The sequence below is a fragment of the Pseudomonas sp. LB1P83 genome, assembly GCF_054897885.1.
Genome location: NZ_CM142709.1, coordinates 3,273,232 through 3,288,592, shown reverse-complemented (window position 1 = coordinate 3,288,592; position 15,361 = coordinate 3,273,232). Strand labels below are relative to the sequence as shown.

Below are 15,361 nucleotides of genomic sequence, written 5' to 3'. Positions count from 1 at the left end.
AAAAAATTGTCATGGATACATTTCTCTATGCCTCGCTCCCGGTACAAGTCGCTGGTGGACGCCTTTGCAGCCGATATCCGTTCTGGGCGTTTGCCGCCGGGTACGCGCTTGCCGACTCACCGTTTGCTTGCCGCTACCCACGGATTGGCCCTGGTCACTGCAAGCAGGGTCTATGGGGAGCTGGAGGCCATGGGCCTGGTCAGTGGCGAAACGGGGCGCGGCACTTTCGTGCGCGAGACTTCGCTGCCGCCCAGCCTGGGCATTCACCAGCCCAGCGTTGTGGCGGGGATGATCGACCTCAACTTCAACTATCCCTCCGTACCGGGGCAGGCCGATCTGCTGCGCACTGCCTTGCGTCAGCTCGCGTTGTCCGGCGACCTGGAATCCCATCTGCGCTACCAGCCACATGCGGGGCGTCCGCATGAGCGGGCATCAGTCGCGCGTCATCTGGAGAGGCGCGGGCTGACGGTCCAGGCCGAGCAGGTGTTGCTCGTCAGTGGCGCTCAGCACGGATTGACGGTGGCCCTGATGGCGCTGTTGCAACCCGGTGACGTGATCGCGGCTGATGCGTTGACCTACCCGGGGTTCAAGGTGCTGGCTGAAACGCTGCATCTTGAAGTCGTGCCCATTCCTGGCACTGACACCGGGCCTGATCTTGATGCACTCGAAAAGCTCTGCCGGAGCCGGTCGGTACGTGCTCTCTACACCATGCCGATCCTGCACAATCCGCTGGGGTGGGTGATGGCAGGGGATCAACGCGAGCGTCTCGTGGCGATTGCGCGCAAGCACGACCTGCACATCATCGAGGACGCTGCGTACGCTTTTCTGGCGGAGGATTTACTGCCGCCGATAGCGCAAATGGCACCCGAAAGGACGGTGTACGTTTCAGGGTTTTCCAAAAGCGTCGCCACCGGGTTACGTGTCGGATTCGTCGCAGCACCCGTGCAAACAGTGGCCGCACTGGAGCGCACGATCAGGGCGACCACCTGGAATACGCCCGGGGTGATGACGGCAATTGCCTGCGCCTGGATCGATGATGGAACTGTCAGCCTGCTGGAAGCACAAAAGCGTGCGGACGCACAGGCCAGACAGGCCCTGGCCGACGAGCACCTGGCCGGCCTGCACTTCGTGCGCCATCCTTCTTCGTACTTTATCTGGCTGCCCTTGTCGGAAGACGCAAGGGCTGACCAGATCGCCATGGCCTTGATGCGCGAGCAGGTGGCGGTATCGACCGCCGAACCGTTTGCGACCTCGGTCCATGTGCCGCACGCGATCCGCCTGGCGCTGGGCTCGGTGGACATGGTCGCACTTGGCGTGGCGCTGGAGAAAGTGAAGCGGGTGGTGGGGGCTTATACGTAGCGAAGCCATACCTGGCCAAAGCAGGATGACTGACAAGTACACCGCGTCATCGTTCTTCGCGAGCAAGCCCGCTCCCACATTGGAAATGCGTTCCCCTGTGTGAGCGGCGTTGCTGTAATCCGACTTGCTCGCGAAGGGGCCGGGGCATTCACCACTCTAGCGATCTGATTTACACTTTCTGCTCGTTGACGGAGGCTGGCCGCTCGTGGATGTTCTTGCGCTTTTCTATGACTACTTGTCTCTTTGGGTAATTACACCGGTCACCGACCAGTTTCTTGGCATCTTCGATTTGAACGGTCGTGTTGGCTTGGTGTTTCTGTTGTCCTCCTACAGCGTTGCCTACGGCTTGTTCCGCTTCAGGAAATCCCGCGGGCTGACTGACGCGCGTTCTTTCGGGCAATTCATCGGCGGGACCCGGGTTCATTTGCACCGCTCGGCGTTGCTGGATTACCGCTACTACTTCGTCCGCGCCATCCTGAAAGTGTCGCTGGTGTTGCCCATCGTCGGTCTGGTGGACCCGTACATCCTGCGCTCTGGGGACTACATCCGTTTCATGACCAACCTTTGGGGCGCACGGGTGCAAGTCGGGGACCACCTCTTACTTTCTCTGCTGTTTGGATTGGGGGTGTTTCTGGTCAAGGATTTTGCCAACTATTGGGTCCACCGGGCCTTTCATTCCCGATGGCTGTGGGAATTCCACAAGGTCCATCATTCGGCACCCGTTCTGGTCCCCGCCACTGCAAGCCGGGTTCACTTCGTGGAAAAAATTGTTGAAAAGCTGACGAATACCGTCTGCATCGCTGCCTTTGCCGGCGTCTTCTGGTACGCCTGCGGTGGCGAGATCAGCCGTTACACGTTGTTTGGCGTGACCTGGCTGGTACTGATCTTCAACGGTTTTGCCGCAAACCTGCGTCACACCCATGTCTGGCTGTCGTTCGGGCCAGTGTTCGAGCATGTGTTGAACAGTCCGGCCCAGCACCAGATTCACCACAGTGACGCGGCCCGACACTTCAACAAGAACTTCGGAGTCAACCTGTCACTCTGGGACTGGATGTTCGGAACGCTCTACGTCACCACCTCGAAGCCGGAAGCCATCCGCTTCGGCACCGGTGAGCAGGACCACCAGCGTTACCTGACGATCTACAGCCTGATCGTCACGCCGTTTGTGGACCTCGCCCGCAAGATCCATCTGCAAACTCGCCCACAGACGGTTCTTCCCGGCGCTTCACATCCGCCCGAGTTGCCCGCCGAAGGATCTCGTAAAGCATTCACCTGAGCGAAGGGCGTCACCAAACACAAGCATGGCCTACGCTTGTTCACAGAAGCATGTTCAGTGAGCAGGGTTTGCTCCTGAGCGAGATTCAATCGGCACCCACAAAAACAATATCGGGAGACTCCATATGCTCGCCTTGTACCGTCGATTCAGCCGCTCCATTGCAGTTGCCATTACCGCTGCCGCGCTCACTACACCGGCGTTTGCGCTGGATACCGTCAAGTTCATGGCCCCAGGCTCGGTCGGTGGAGGCTATGACCAGACCGCACGGGACCTGGGTAAAGCCCTGGTCGAGGCCAAAGCGGCAAAATCTGTCACCTTCGAGAACAAGGGTGGGGCAGGCGGCACGTTGGGGCTGGCGCAATTTGCCAACAGCACCAAGGGCGATCCGAATGCGCTGCTGGTGGTCGGCGCGATCATGGTCGCGGGTATTGAGCAGAACAAACCGCAAATCACCTTGAAGGACGTGACACCGATCGCACGGTTGTTTACCGAATACAACGTGATTGCCGTGCGCAAGGAGTCCGAGTTCAAAACCCTCGACGACTTGCTCAAAGCCTTCAAGGAAAAACCCTCCAGCATCACTTGGGGCGGTGGCTCCAAGGGCTCGATTGATCACATCGGCATCGCCGATCTGGCCAGCAAAATGGGGATCCCCGTCAACAAGGTGAACTACGTGGCGTTCGCGGGTGGGGGTGAAGTCGTGGCTCAGGTATTGGGCGGCCAGATCAAGGTGATCACCGGCGGTTACGCCGAACTGGGCCAATACATCAGGAACGGCCAGTTCCGTGTGCTCGCCATCGGCGCGCCCGAGCGTATTGCCGGTATCGATGCGCCGACGCTGAAAGAAAGCGGCTACGACGTGATTATCGGCAACTGGCGAGGTGTTTACGGTGCGGCGGGCCTGACACCCGAGCAACGCAAGGAAGTGACCGACGCCGTCCTCGCCGCCGCCGAAAGCAAAGGCTGGAAAGCCAATGTCGAGACCAATAAATGGGCACCCAACGTCCTGACCGGCGATGAGTTCGGCAAATTTGTCGACGCAGAGCACGTGCGGCTGCGTGCGATGCTGGTTGAGGTCGGGCTGATTGCGAAATGAACCAGACTCGTAGAGTCGTGCCGGTGCAACTGGCGATCGGCGTGGGGCTGGTCGCCATCAGTGCGGTCCTGGCGCTCGGCGCCTACCGGTTTCCTGCCGAAATGGGCTTCGTCATCCTCGGCGCTCATGTCTATCCCTATGCGTTAGCGGCATTCCTCGGCGTCGTCGGCCTGTTGCTGTGTTATCAGGCCGTCACCGGTGGTTTCCGCGAATTGGCGGACCACGAGGATGAGTCTGCCAAAGTGCTACCCGGCGGCATGTTCGGGGCCGCTTGGGTGACGGCGGGTCTGGTGGCCGTGGCCGTACTGATTAACCTCATCGGGTTCGTGTTGGCGGCTGGCTTGCTGTTTGCCTGTTCGGCCCGGGGGTTTGGCAGTCGCCGTCCGGTGCGGGATCTGGCCATCGGCATTGCCTTGACGCTGCCGATTTATTGGTTGTTCAACGCCGGACTGGGAGTTTCCCTTCCGCCCCTGATCAATGCCTGGATCTGAGGAGATAAAACACGGTGGATATTCTCTCAAGCCTGGCCGTCGGTTTTGCCGCCGCGCTGACCCCGATCAATTTGATGTGGGGATTTATTGGCTGCTTGCTCGGCACGGCGATCGGTGTATTGCCCGGGATTGGACCGGCACTGACCGTTGCGCTGCTGTTGCCGATCACTGCCAAAGTCGATCCGACCGGGGCGCTGATCATGTTCGCCGGCATTTACTATGGCGCGCAATTTGGCGGATCGACAACCTCGATTCTGCTCAACACACCCGGGGAATCGTCGTCCATGGTCACCGCCCTGGAAGGTAACTTGATGGCCCGTAACGGACGGGCAGGGCCGGCCCTGGCGACGGCGGCAATCGGTTCGTTCGTCGCCGGTACCATCGCGACGGTTCTGCTCACACTGTTTGCCCCCATCGTTGCCACGCTGGCGCTCAATTTTGGCCCTGCGGAGTATTTTGCGATTCTGGTGCTGTCCTTCACGACCGTGTCGGCAGTGCTCGGCGCCTCGATGCTGCGGGGTTTTGCTTCGCTCGGGATTGGCCTGACCATCGGCTTGATCGGCCTCGACTCGACCTCGGGCATTGCCCGCTACACCCTGGGTGTGCCGGAGTTGGTGGATGGCATCGAAGTGGTGCTGGTGGCGGTCGGCTTGTTTGCTGTGGGCGAGGCGTTGTACAGCCTGCTTTATCAAAAAGAGGAAGCGTCGGGTCGGCACCGACTGACGTCGTTGTGGATGACGCGCTCTGACTGGAAACGCTCGATTCCTGCCTGGTTGCGGGGCACGCTGATTGGTTTTCCTTTCGGCTCGATTCCGGCGGGTGGCGCTGAAATTCCGACGTTTTTGTCTTATTCCGCCGAACGCAAATTGAGCAAGTTTCCGAATGAGTTCGCGGGCAGCAAGGGTGAGGGCGCCATTGAAGGGGTGGCCGGCCCCGAGGCGGCCAACAATGCCAGCGCCACCGGTTCTCTGGTGCCGCTGCTGACGCTCGGTATCCCGACGTCCGCCACGGCGGCGATCCTGCTGGCGGCGTTCCAGAACTACAACCTGCAGCCGGGGCCGATGCTGTTCCAGACGTCGGGTGACCTGGTCTGGACCCTTGTCGCCTCGCTGTACATCGGCAACGTCATCCTGCTGGTGTTGAACCTGCCGTTGGTGGGGTTGTGGGTCAAACTGTTGCAGATTCCCCGACCGTACCTCAATGCCGGCATTCTAGTGTTCGCCACCATCGGCGTGTACGGCATGCGCCACTCTTCGTTCGACCTGTTGCTGATGCTGGGCATCGGTTGGGGCGGGGTGCTGATGCGGCGTTTCGATTTCCCCGTTGCGCCCGTGATCGTGGGCATGCTGCTGGGGCCGATGGCTGAAAAACAACTGCGCAACGCGTTGTCCATCAGCGAAGGGGACTGGATGATATTTTTGACGCAACCCATTGCCGCGTCGTTCCTCGCGCTGACGCTGTTGGTCTTGATCGTGCCTCATCTGCTGCATGCTCGGGGTATCAAGTTGCACGAGGATGATTGATCACCTAAAGCACACCACGAACCCTGTAGCAGCTGGCGAAGCCTGCGTCCGGCTGCGCAGCAGTCGTAAAACCTGATCACACGGTCTCCCTGAAACACCGCATTGTCTGATCTCACGACTGCTTCGCAGCCGAACGCAGGCTTCGCCAGCTGCTACAGGGACCGTGTCGCCTCTCATTAGGCAGTTTTCTTCAATACGCAGGGCAAGGCGCTCCGTACCTTGAGCGCTGATTTCCCTGAATTGAAGAAGGTGTGCGATGAGTCTGATTATTTCCATGGCGGCATTTGCCCTGGTGGCGTCGATAACGCCGGGGCCGGTGAACATTGTCGCGTTGAGTTCGGGCGCGCAATTCGGTTTTCGCGCCAGTCAGCGGCATGTGGCCGGGGCCACAATGGGGTTCGTTTTATTGCTGGTGTTGATGGGCCTGGGCTTGCATGAAGTGTTGCGGCTGTGGCCGGCGCTGACGCGGGTGGTGCAACTGGCGGGCGTGGCGTTTCTGTTGTTCATGGCCTGGAAACTGGCGGCGGACGATGGTCGCATCGATGCAAAAGAGTCGCGCCGGGCACCGTCGATGTTGTACGGCGCGGTGATGCAATGGCTTAACCCGAAAGCCTGGCTGGCGTGTGTGGCGGGGATGGGCGCCTTCGTCGCGGATGGCGAGGCGCGGTTGGTCTGGCAGTTCGCGGCGGTGTACTTGGTAATCTGCTACGTATCCGTCGGTTGCTGGGCTTACGCTGGCACCTTTTTGCGAGGTTACTTGAGCAATCCTGCGGGCATGCGCCTGTTCAACCGGATCATGGCGTTGCTGTTGGCGGTGTGTGCGGCGTACCTGTTGTTACCCTGATCAGCCTCGATATTGCCCCGGTGTGGCCGCCAGATGCTGTTTGAATACCCGCTGAAAATGCGCCTGATCGGCAAATCCCGCTTCCAGCGCTACATCAGCAATCAACTTGCCGCTACGCAATTGATCCCGGGCGAACTGGATCCGCCGGTTGACCAGAAAGGCGTGGGGCGTCATGCCGTAATGGTGTTTGAAGGCGCGAATCAGGTAGGACGGCGACAGTTGAGCCGCCTCGCAGATGTCCTCGAGCTTGAGCTGGAGTGTGCAGTTGTCGCGGATGTAGTCGGCGGCCCGTTCCAGCTTGAAATTGGGTTCACGCAGCGGTTGATCGACAGGATTGAGCCGCTGTTGCACATCGGTAAAAAACTCCACCGCCGCACTGTGTTTGCACAACACATCCTGCAGGGGATCAACCAGTATTTCGTACAAGCTGTTGAGGCCGGCGAACAGGTTGTCATCGCGGGTGTGGGTGATGGAAAACCGCCGAAACGCCGAGTCCTGGCTGAAGCCGAGCTGATGCTGCAAGTCGGTCAGCCAAGGCGTCTCGACGTACAACATCAAGTATGACCACGGCTGGTTGTCGATGGGATTGCAGGCATGGACATCATCGGGGTTCATCAACACCACGGTGCCGGCGCTGACCTGGAACTGCGCTTGCTCATGGATGTAGGTACTGCGCCCGGCGGTAATCGCACCGATGGAAAAGTGCTCGTGGGCATGTCGGGTGTAGCAAACCTCGCGGCCGTCGGCGATGGATCGGGCTTCGATGAAGGGCAGGGCATCGTCGCGCCAGAAGCGGGGTGATTTGTCAGCGTCTTTGGCAACGGTGTGCTTCATCGTCAGTGTCCTCGGCAGGCCAGCAACGGAGTGTATTAGCTCTCGCCGTCAAAGGCTCGCTGCAACGCCGCAATGTCGAGTTTTTTCATCTGCATCATGGCTTGCATGGCGCGTTGCGATTTCTTGGTGTCGGGGTCTTTGAGCATGTCCATCATGACGACCGGCACGATCTGCCAGGACAGGCCGAATTTGTCCTTGACCCAACCGCACTGCTCATTTTCTGGATGGGCGGAAAGGGCGCCCCAGAAATGGTCGACTTCGTCCTGGCTCTGGCAATTGACCTGAAATGAAACCGCTTCGCTGAATGTGAAAACCGGGCCGCCATTGAGTCCTGTCATCGGCTGTCCGTCGAGTTCGAAACTGACCGTCAGCACCGAGCCTTCAGGCATGCCATGAACCTCCTGGCCGGCCTTGCCGTAGTGAGTGAGGGCGGTGATTTTCGAATGATCGAAGATTGAGCAGTAAAACTTCGCAGCCTCTTCGGCCTGATTGTCGAACCAGAGGCAGGGAGTCAGTTTTTGTACGCGCTGCATGGTGATGCTCCTCTACGGGTTACTCATGCTGGATTATCAGCGTAGCCAGCTTGGAGTCGATTGGCTGGACCGTAGATCGACAATTGCCCGCAGGTAATTCTGAAATGGAGTCGAAATGACAATTAATTGAGTCATATAGACTATTTTTGTAATTGGTCGATATGACACCATTTGCTTCAGATAGCTGATTTATATGGGTTAAAAAACTGGCACGAGACTTGATAAGTAAAACGTACAACTGAACTGCTTCAGGAGTACGGGAAAATGTTCGATTTCTTCAGCAATCCTCAGAACGTTCTGCACCTGTCGAGCCGCGTGCTTGGCGCTGGCCTGGCGCTGCTCCTGGTCGGTATCTACGGCGCCTATCTCTACGACGGCCATTTGCCGATTGTCGCCCTGGTGACGATGCATGCCATGACCATTATCGGCCCGACCTTGATCAAGATCGGCTACGTCATGCGGCTGCTGGCCCAGCATCGCTTGGGTAAAGGCCTGGTCGGGGCGGTGGCCTGATGCGCCGACTCGCTGCTGCGCCCGTCTTCAGTCTAGGCTTTCGACCGTTCTTTTTGGCAGGTGCCGGGTTCGCTGCGATCGCGGTGGCGATCTGGGCGCTTTGGCTTTACGGACGACTGCCCGGCGCACAGCCTGTTGGTGGGATGCTGGCCTGGCACCGGCATGAAATGCCGTTCGGTTTTGCCTCGGCAATCATCGGCGGGTTCCTGCTCACCGCCGTGCCGAACTGGACCGGACGCCCGGGCCTCAACGGCTGGCCGTTGATGGGGCTGGTGCTGGTATGGCTGCTGGCGCGACTGGCTTGGTTGCTGCCCGTTTCCGATAGCGTGCTGTTGGTGTTGCAAGTGCCGTTTCTACCACTTCTGGCATGGGCGATCGGACGGGATCTGGTGGCCGCCGGCAAGCGCGACAACTACCCGATTCTGTTGGTGATTGCGCTGATGGCAGGCTGTCAGGGCATGACGTTGTGGGGCATCGCGATGGATGATGCAGGCCTGCAACGGCGTGGCGTGCTGGCGGCCTTGTGGCTGGTGGCGGCGCTGATGACGGTGATTGGCGGCCGGGTCATTCCCTTCTTCATCCAGCGCGGCTTGAACCGTGCCACTGCACCCGCCGCTCACGCGTTGCCAACCAAAGTGTTGTTGCTGAGCAGCCTGCTCGCCGCGATGTCCTTTGCTGGCGGGTTGAACGACGTCCCCAGGCCTTGGCTGGCGGCGTTGTTTTTGCTGATGGGCGTGTTGCACCTGCTGCGCTTGTGGCGCTGGCATGACCGGGGCCTTTGGCGCGTGCCGCTGCTCTGGTCGCTGTACCTCGCTTATGCCTGGCTGGTGGTTGCCGCGTTGGCGATGGCGTTGTGGCACGCAGGCCTTATGCCGCAACAAAGTCTGGCCACGCACGCCTTGGCCGTCGGTGGGATCGGCGGGCTGATTCTGGCGATGATTGCGCGGGTCAGTCTGGGTCATACCGGGCGCCTGTTGCAGCCGTCGAACACCGTGGTGCTGGGGTTTGCCTTGCTGGTTGTCGCCGGTGTGAGCCGGGTGTTTGTTGTACCGTTTTCCGGGCTGGGGCTAGGACTCTCGGCGCTGCTTTGGAGCAGTGCTTTCGGCCTGTTTCTCATGCACTACACCGCCATCTTGCTCAAGCCGAGGCTCTAACGCCCCAGGCCGCCACGATCAGCTATCCACTGCGTGGCCATATCGATGAAGGCACGCAGTTTCGGTTGGGTCTGGGTTCGGCTGGGGAAGTACAGGTACAACGCCGAACTCAGCGGCACGAACGGCTGCAGCACCTGCTCCAGTTGACCGTTCGCCAGCTCGTCGATGATCTCCAGGTTGCAGGCGTAAGCGAGTCCGAGCCCGTTTCGGGCTGCGGAGATCAGTAGCTTGCGATCATTGACGATCACGCCACTCTCGACGCCTACCGTGAAGTCTCGCCCGTCGCGGCGAAACTCCCAGCGATGTGCGCTGCCAGAGTTGGCGAAGCGGAAGCCGATGCACTCATGCCGGGTCAGCGCTTCCGGGCTGAGTGGTTTGCCGGCCTTGGCGAAGTAATCCGGCGAGCCGACCACTGACCATTGCAGGTCGGGTGTCAGGCGCACGGCGATCATGTCTTTCTCGATGGACTCACCCAGCCGGATCCCGGCATCGAAACCGCTCTCCATCAGGTCGACCGTGGCGTCGTCCAGGGAAATGTCGAGGCTGACCTGCGGATAAGCCTGGCGAAACAGCGGCATCAGCGGCTCGATCAACAAGGCGCCGGACAGGCGCGGTGCGGTGATGCGCAGCGTGCCCATCGGCTGGTCGCGAAAACCACTGAGCACCGCCAACGCTTCATCGATTTCACTGGCCGCCGGGCGCAAACGAGCGAACAGGCTGGCACCGGCCTCGGTCAACGCCACCCGGCGTGTGGTGCGCTGGAACAGCAACACGCCGGTGCGCCGCTCCAGCAGTTTGATCGCGTGGCTGACCGCCGTGGGCGTCACCGCCAACCGGGTGGCGGCAAGGGTGAAGCTTTTATGCTCGGCCACCGCCAGAAACTCGGTCAAGCCGTCGAACGGGTCATGGTTCATATCGGTGCCATTATGAAAGACAGTTTCATAGTGCTTGTAACACGAGGGCATTTTTCGGACGAATCTTCCTGCGTACCTTGTGCTAACCCCAACCCAAACAAGGAACACGATCATGACCACTTCCCACAATTTCAAACGTGTCTGGCTCATCACTGGCGCTTCCCGCGGGATCGGCGCAAAGATTGCCGCCGCCGCACTGGCCAATGGCGATGCAGTGGTTGCCACCGCCCGTGATGCCAGCAGCGTCACCCAGCGTTTTGGCACTCAATCCGCGTTGCTCGCCGTGTCCCTCGATGTGACCAACGAAGCGCAAGGCGTTGCGGTTGCCAAGGCTGCCATTGACCACTTCGGGCGCATCGACGTGCTGGTTAACAACGCGGGCTTCGGCTTGCTGGGCGCGGTGGAAGAAGCCAGCGCCGACGAGGTGCGACGTGTGTACGAAACTAACGTCTTCGGCTTGCTGAACGTCACTCGCGCCGTCCTGCCGTACATGCGCGCCGCTCGCAGTGGGCACGTGATCAATCTGTCATCGGTGGGCGGTTACGCGTCGGGGCCGGGCTTCGGCGTCTATTGCTCGACCAAGTTTGCCGTTGAAGGGCTGAGCGAGGCGCTGCACGCCGAATTGGCGCCGGTGGGGGTCAAAGTCACTGTTGTCGAGCCTGGTTACTTCCGGACCGAATTCCTCGAAGGCAATTCGCTGGTCGAATCCCCATCCACGATTGCCGACTACGACGCCACCGCGGGTGAGGTGCGCAAAATTGCCAAGGCCGTGACCCTGAATCAGCCGGGCGATCCGGACAAGCTCGCGCAGACCATGATCACCCTGGTGGAAGCGAAAAAAGCACCGCTGCGCTTGCCGCTGGGCAGTGACTGCGTCGCGGCGATCGAAGCCAAGAACGCCTTCGTTGCCGATGAATTGCATACATGGCGTGAAGTGTCGGTCTCTACCGATTTCTAAACCTCAACCCTGTCCGTAGCTGCCGTTGTGGCGAGGGGATTTATCCCCTCGCCACAACGGCAGCTGCTACAGAGCGTGCCATTTCAGTCTTTTTCATGTGACCGGTGGTCTCCCCAGTTATTGATGAGTTGCAGGCATGGCGGATTTCTAAGCTTTAACACCGTCCGTAATTGGATGGACTCGCCCAAGCCGAGGCGTCAATGCGCCACGATGGCAGTCTAAACAGCCAACGACAGCGAGGGCGAGTCCATGAAAAAGCATACTTCGATTGATCAATCCCTGTCTTCTTCCGATTTGTCGGCCTGCACAACCGTGGCGATCGATCTGGCCAAGCAGGTCTTTCAGGTCGCCGGTGAAGACGTCCTCGGCCAGGTGCACTACGAGCAACGGATCAAGTCGCGCGAGGCGTTTTATGAGTTTCTACGCCAGTTGCCGCCTCATGTCGTGGTTCTGATGGAGACCGGTCCGGGTGCTCAAGCCTGGGCCCGGCAGCTGCAAGACCAAGGCAATCTGGCGCGGATTCTTCCAGCCCGTTTGGTGGCCACACATCGTAGCGGGCCTAAAAATGATCGCAACGATGCGCTGGCGATTCTGCGGGCTGGTCGCGATGAAAAGATCTACGCAGTGCCGGTCAAAAGCGTTGCGGCGCTGGCAATGCAGGCGTTGCATCGCGCCCGCCAAGGCTATGTGCGTCGACGCACGGCGGTGAGCAATCAGATGCGCGGCCTGCTGCTCGAGCATGGCGTGGCCTTGGCGCAAGGTGACGTTGCGATCAGCCAGAAAATTCCGCGGGTCCTGGAAGATGCCACCCAGCCGGTGCCGGGCCTGCTGCGTGAACTGATCGACGAACTGTTGGCCGAGTGGCGCCATTTGAGCGAGCGCATCAGCGTGCTGACGGGGCGCCTGGAAGTGGCTGCCAACGCCGACATGACGGCGAAGCGACTGATGACTGTGCGCGGCATCGGCCCAGTTACTGCCACGGCACTGGTGGCCAAGGAAACCAAGCCTGAGCGATTTCCCAACGCCCGCAAGTTTGCCGCGTACTTTGGCATGGTGCCTGACCAGCACAGCAGCGGGCAGACGATCCGGCTGGGGGACATGACCAAGCGAGGTGATGTTTATTTACGCAGCCTGATGATCCAAGGAGCCCATGCAGTGCTGCAACAACTACGACCTGATTCCCAGCAACCCGATGACCGCCGCTTGTTGCGCTGGATGAGCCGGCTGGGCCGTAAGGAGGCTGCGATCAGGCTAGCCAACCGCAACCTGCGAATCGTCTGGGTGCTTCTACAGAATGACCAGACTTATCGTCGCCAGGCTGGTGATGGCCAGCAAGCGACGATGAGCCACTGAGCGACAGAGTTCTGCCACCGAGGTACTAACTGTCCGGCCCTTTGCTGAAAAAAAATTGACCCCAGGTAAGACCGGCGTGGATTGATGCCTTAGCTGCTACTGGCCTTCGAGGCCTGACTGTAATCGGCATACCACGAGCTCTTCCAATTTTGGCCAGAAGCCGAAGACGGCTTCCTCGAATAGGCCTAATACATAGATGCAACGGGGCGGCGGTTTTTCAAAAGCGGGTAGACAGTGGGGGCGAGTCCATACATAGCAGCTGCCGAGCTGCGCGAGGCTGCGTCCGGCGACGCAGTCGTCGTGAAATCAGACCCCGCGGTGCGTCAGGAAAATCGTGTCCGCAGGGTTTACGACGACTTCGTCGCCGGACGCAGCCTCGCAGGCTCGGCAGCTGCTATGTATGGACTCGCCCCCACTGTCTACCCGCTTTTGAAAAACCGCCGCCCCGTTGCATCTATGTATTAGGCCTATTCGAGGAAGCCGTCTTCGGCTTCTGGCCAAAATTGGAAGAGCTCGTGGTATGCCGATTACAGTCAGGCCTCGAAGGCCAGTAGCAGCTAAGGCATCAATCCACGCCGGTCTTACCTGGGGTCAATTTTTTTTCAGCAAAGGGCCGGACAGTTAGTACCTCGGTGGCAGAACTCTGTCGCTCAGTGGCTCATCGTCGCTTGCTGGCCATCACCAGCCTGGCGACGATAAGTCTGGTCATTCTGTAGAAGCACCCAGACGATTCGCAGGTTGCGGTTGGCTAGCCTGATCGCAGCCTCCTTACGGCCCAGCCGGCTCATCCAGCGCAACAAGCGGCGGTCATCGGGTTGCTGGGAATCAGGTCGTAGTTGTTGCAGCACTGCATGGGCTCCTTGGATCATCAGGCTGCGTAAATAAACATCACCTCGCTTGGTCATGTCCCCCAGCCGGATCGTCTGCCCGCTGCTGTGCTGGTCAGGCACCATGCCAAAGTACGCGGCAAACTTGCGGGCGTTGGGAAATCGCTCAGGCTTGGTTTCCTTGGCCACCAGTGCCGTGGCAGTAACTGGGCCGATGCCGCGCACAGTCATCAGTCGCTTCGCCGTCATGTCGGCGTTGGCAGCCACTTCCAGGCGCCCCGTCAGCACGCTGATGCGCTCGCTCAAATGGCGCCACTCGGCCAACAGTTCGTCGATCAGTTCACGCAGCAGGCCCGGCACCGGCTGGGTGGCATCTTCCAGGACCCGCGGAATTTTCTGGCTGATCGCAACGTCACCTTGCGCCAAGGCCACGCCATGCTCGAGCAGCAGGCCGCGCATCTGATTGCTCACCGCCGTGCGTCGACGCACATAGCCTTGGCGGGCGCGATGCAACGCCTGCATTGCCAGCGCCGCAACGCTTTTGACCGGCACTGCGTAGATCTTTTCATCGCGACCAGCCCGCAGAATCGCCAGCGCATCGTTGCGATCATTTTTAGGCCCGCTACGATGTGTGGCCACCAAACGGGCTGGAAGAATCCGCGCCAGATTGCCTTGGTCTTGCAGCTGCCGGGCCCAGGCTTGAGCACCCGGACCGGTCTCCATCAGAACCACGACATGAGGCGGCAACTGGCGTAGAAACTCATAAAACGCCTCGCGCGACTTGATCCGTTGCTCGTAGTGCACCTGGCCGAGGACGTCTTCACCGGCGACCTGAAAGACCTGCTTGGCCAGATCGATCGCCACGGTTGTGCAGGCCGACAAATCGGAAGAAGACAGGGATTGATCAATCGAAGTATGCTTTTTCATGGACTCGCCCTCGCTGTCGTTGGCTGTTTAGACTGCCATCGTGGCGCATTGACGCCTCGGCTTGGGCGAGTCCATCCAATTACAGAGCGTGCCATTTCAGTCTTTTTCATGTGACCTGTGGTCTCCCCAGTTATTGATGAGTTGCATGCATGGCGGATTTCTAAGCTTTAACACCGTCCGTAGCAGCTGCCGAGCTGCGCGAGGCTGCGTCCGGCGACGCAGTCGTCGTGAAATCAGACCCCGCGGTGCGTCAGGAAAATCGCGTCCGCAGGGTTTACGACGACTTCGTCGCCGGACGCAGCCTCGCAGGCTCGGCAGCTGCTACAGAGCGTGCCATTTCAGTCTTTTTCATGTGACCGGTGGTCTTCCCAGTTATTGATGAGTTGCAGGCATGGCGGATTTCTAAGCTTTAACACCGTCCGTAGCAGCTGCCGAGCTGCGCGAGGCTGCGTCCGGCGACGCAGTCGTCGTGAAATCAGACCCCGCGGTGCGTCAGGAAAATCGTGTCCGCAGGGTTTACGACGACTTCGTCGCCGGACGCAGCCTCGCAGGCTCGGCAGCTGCTACAGAGCGTGCCGTTTCAGTCTTTTTCATGTGACCGGTGGTCTCCCCAGTTATTGATGAGTTGCAGGCATGGCGGATTTCTAAGCTTTAACACCGTCCGTAGCAGCTGCCGAGCTGCGCGAGGCTGCGTCCGGCGACGCAGTCGTCGTGAAATCAGACCCCGCGGTGCGTCAGGAAAATCGTGTCCGCAGGGTT

The 15,361-nt window shown here is 59.8% G+C and carries 14 protein-coding genes; 10 read left to right on the top strand and 4 right to left on the bottom strand.

The window, feature by feature from the left end; translation table 11 throughout:
• Positions 1 to 27 precede the first annotated feature (27 nt).
• From ACYZTY_RS15030 to ACYZTY_RS15005, 6 genes are all read left to right on the top strand, one after another.
• A complete protein-coding gene (locus tag ACYZTY_RS15030; protein WP_461959174.1) occupies positions 28 to 1,359 on the top strand; it encodes an aminotransferase-like domain-containing protein in 1,332 nt (443 codons plus the stop codon).
• A gap of 205 nt (positions 1,360 to 1,564) precedes the next feature.
• Entirely contained in the window at positions 1,565 to 2,635 is a 1,071-nt protein-coding gene (locus ACYZTY_RS15025) for a sterol desaturase family protein (RefSeq protein WP_461959173.1), read from the top strand.
• 124 nt (positions 2,636 to 2,759) lie between these two features.
• Positions 2,760 to 3,731 (top strand): Bug family tripartite tricarboxylate transporter substrate binding protein, encoded by a 972-nt coding sequence (locus ACYZTY_RS15020; RefSeq protein WP_461959172.1) that lies wholly within the window; start codon positions 2,760 to 2,762, stop codon positions 3,729 to 3,731.
• Positions 3,728 to 4,222, top strand: a complete 495-nt coding sequence (locus ACYZTY_RS15015; protein ID WP_461959171.1) for a tripartite tricarboxylate transporter TctB family protein — start codon at positions 3,728 to 3,730, stop codon at positions 4,220 to 4,222. Before ACYZTY_RS15020 ends, ACYZTY_RS15015 begins: the two co-directional genes overlap by 4 nt.
• Positions 4,223 to 4,236: 14 nt before the next feature.
• Positions 4,237 to 5,745, top strand: coding sequence for a tripartite tricarboxylate transporter permease (locus ACYZTY_RS15010; protein ID WP_461959170.1), 1,509 nt, complete (start codon positions 4,237 to 4,239; stop codon positions 5,743 to 5,745).
• A gap of 256 nt (positions 5,746 to 6,001) precedes the next feature.
• Complete coding sequence (locus ACYZTY_RS15005; protein ID WP_461959169.1) at positions 6,002 to 6,589, top strand: LysE family translocator; 588 nt, start codon at positions 6,002 to 6,004, stop codon at positions 6,587 to 6,589.
• Here ACYZTY_RS15005 and ACYZTY_RS15000 read toward each other — a convergent pair whose 3' ends face one another.
• The gene (locus ACYZTY_RS15000) at positions 6,590 to 7,423 is read right to left on the bottom strand and encodes an AraC family ligand binding domain-containing protein (protein WP_461959168.1); all 834 of its coding nucleotides are present in this window, start codon (positions 7,421 to 7,423) and stop codon (positions 6,590 to 6,592) included. It lies immediately after the preceding gene.
• Positions 7,424 to 7,458: 35 nt separating this feature from the next.
• A complete protein-coding gene (locus tag ACYZTY_RS14995) occupies positions 7,459 to 7,956 on the bottom strand; it encodes a VOC family protein (RefSeq protein ID WP_461959167.1) in 498 nt (165 codons plus the stop codon).
• Between the two features lie 264 nt (positions 7,957 to 8,220).
• Here ACYZTY_RS14995 and ACYZTY_RS14990 point away from each other — a divergent pair, with 264 nt between their 5' ends.
• Positions 8,221 to 8,469, top strand: coding sequence for a transmembrane sensor/regulator PpyR (locus ACYZTY_RS14990; protein ID WP_461959166.1), 249 nt, complete (start codon positions 8,221 to 8,223; stop codon positions 8,467 to 8,469).
• Positions 8,469 to 9,623 carry an NnrS family protein gene (locus ACYZTY_RS14985; protein ID WP_461959165.1) on the top strand — a complete coding sequence of 385 codons (1,155 nt, stop codon included), beginning with the start codon at positions 8,469 to 8,471 and terminating at the stop codon, positions 9,621 to 9,623. The genes ACYZTY_RS14990 and ACYZTY_RS14985 overlap by 1 nt, the downstream gene beginning before the upstream one ends.
• On the opposite strand, the gene ACYZTY_RS14980 is transcribed toward ACYZTY_RS14985, so the two are convergent.
• Positions 9,620 to 10,537: a LysR family transcriptional regulator gene (locus tag ACYZTY_RS14980; RefSeq protein WP_461959164.1), complete on the bottom strand. Its 918-nt coding sequence runs from the start codon at positions 10,535 to 10,537 to the stop codon at positions 9,620 to 9,622. The two genes, ACYZTY_RS14985 and ACYZTY_RS14980, sit on opposite strands and share 4 nt — an antisense overlap.
• A 112-nt stretch (positions 10,538 to 10,649) precedes the next feature.
• Between ACYZTY_RS14980 and ACYZTY_RS14975 the strand changes: the two genes are divergently transcribed.
• Positions 10,650 to 11,495 (top strand): oxidoreductase, encoded by an 846-nt coding sequence (locus ACYZTY_RS14975; RefSeq protein ID WP_461959163.1) that lies wholly within the window; start codon positions 10,650 to 10,652, stop codon positions 11,493 to 11,495.
• A 294-nt stretch (positions 11,496 to 11,789) separates the two neighbouring features.
• Positions 11,790 to 12,848, top strand: coding sequence for an IS110 family RNA-guided transposase (locus tag ACYZTY_RS14970; RefSeq protein ID WP_461959234.1), 1,059 nt, complete (start codon positions 11,790 to 11,792; stop codon positions 12,846 to 12,848).
• A 650-nt stretch (positions 12,849 to 13,498) separates the two neighbouring features.
• On the opposite strand, the gene ACYZTY_RS14965 is transcribed toward ACYZTY_RS14970, so the two are convergent.
• Positions 13,499 to 14,557 (bottom strand): IS110 family RNA-guided transposase, encoded by a 1,059-nt coding sequence (locus tag ACYZTY_RS14965; RefSeq protein ID WP_461959234.1) that lies wholly within the window; start codon positions 14,555 to 14,557, stop codon positions 13,499 to 13,501.
• Positions 14,558 to 15,361: the final 804 nt, after the last annotated feature.

Excerpts from the sequence above, each read along its gene's own strand:
- ACYZTY_RS15015 (WP_461959171.1), top strand. The coding sequence starts at position 3,728 with ATGAACCAGACTCGTAGAGTCGTGCCGGTGCAACTGGCGATCGGCGTG.
- ACYZTY_RS14975 (WP_461959163.1), top strand. The coding sequence starts at position 10,650 with ATGACCACTTCCCACAATTTCAAACGTGTCTGGCTCATCACTGGCGCT.
- ACYZTY_RS15030 (WP_461959174.1), top strand. The coding sequence starts at position 28 with ATGCCTCGCTCCCGGTACAAGTCGCTGGTGGACGCCTTTGCAGCCGAT.
- ACYZTY_RS14985 (WP_461959165.1), top strand. The coding sequence starts at position 8,469 with ATGCGCCGACTCGCTGCTGCGCCCGTCTTCAGTCTAGGCTTTCGACCG.
- ACYZTY_RS14995 (WP_461959167.1), bottom strand. The coding sequence starts at position 7,956 with ATGCAGCGCGTACAAAAACTGACTCCCTGCCTCTGGTTCGACAATCAG.
- ACYZTY_RS15020 (WP_461959172.1), top strand. The coding sequence starts at position 2,760 with ATGCTCGCCTTGTACCGTCGATTCAGCCGCTCCATTGCAGTTGCCATT.
- ACYZTY_RS15000 (WP_461959168.1), bottom strand. The coding sequence starts at position 7,423 with ATGAAGCACACCGTTGCCAAAGACGCTGACAAATCACCCCGCTTCTGG.
- ACYZTY_RS14990 (WP_461959166.1), top strand. The coding sequence starts at position 8,221 with ATGTTCGATTTCTTCAGCAATCCTCAGAACGTTCTGCACCTGTCGAGC.
- ACYZTY_RS15005 (WP_461959169.1), top strand. The coding sequence starts at position 6,002 with ATGAGTCTGATTATTTCCATGGCGGCATTTGCCCTGGTGGCGTCGATA.
- ACYZTY_RS14980 (WP_461959164.1), bottom strand. The coding sequence starts at position 10,537 with ATGAACCATGACCCGTTCGACGGCTTGACCGAGTTTCTGGCGGTGGCC.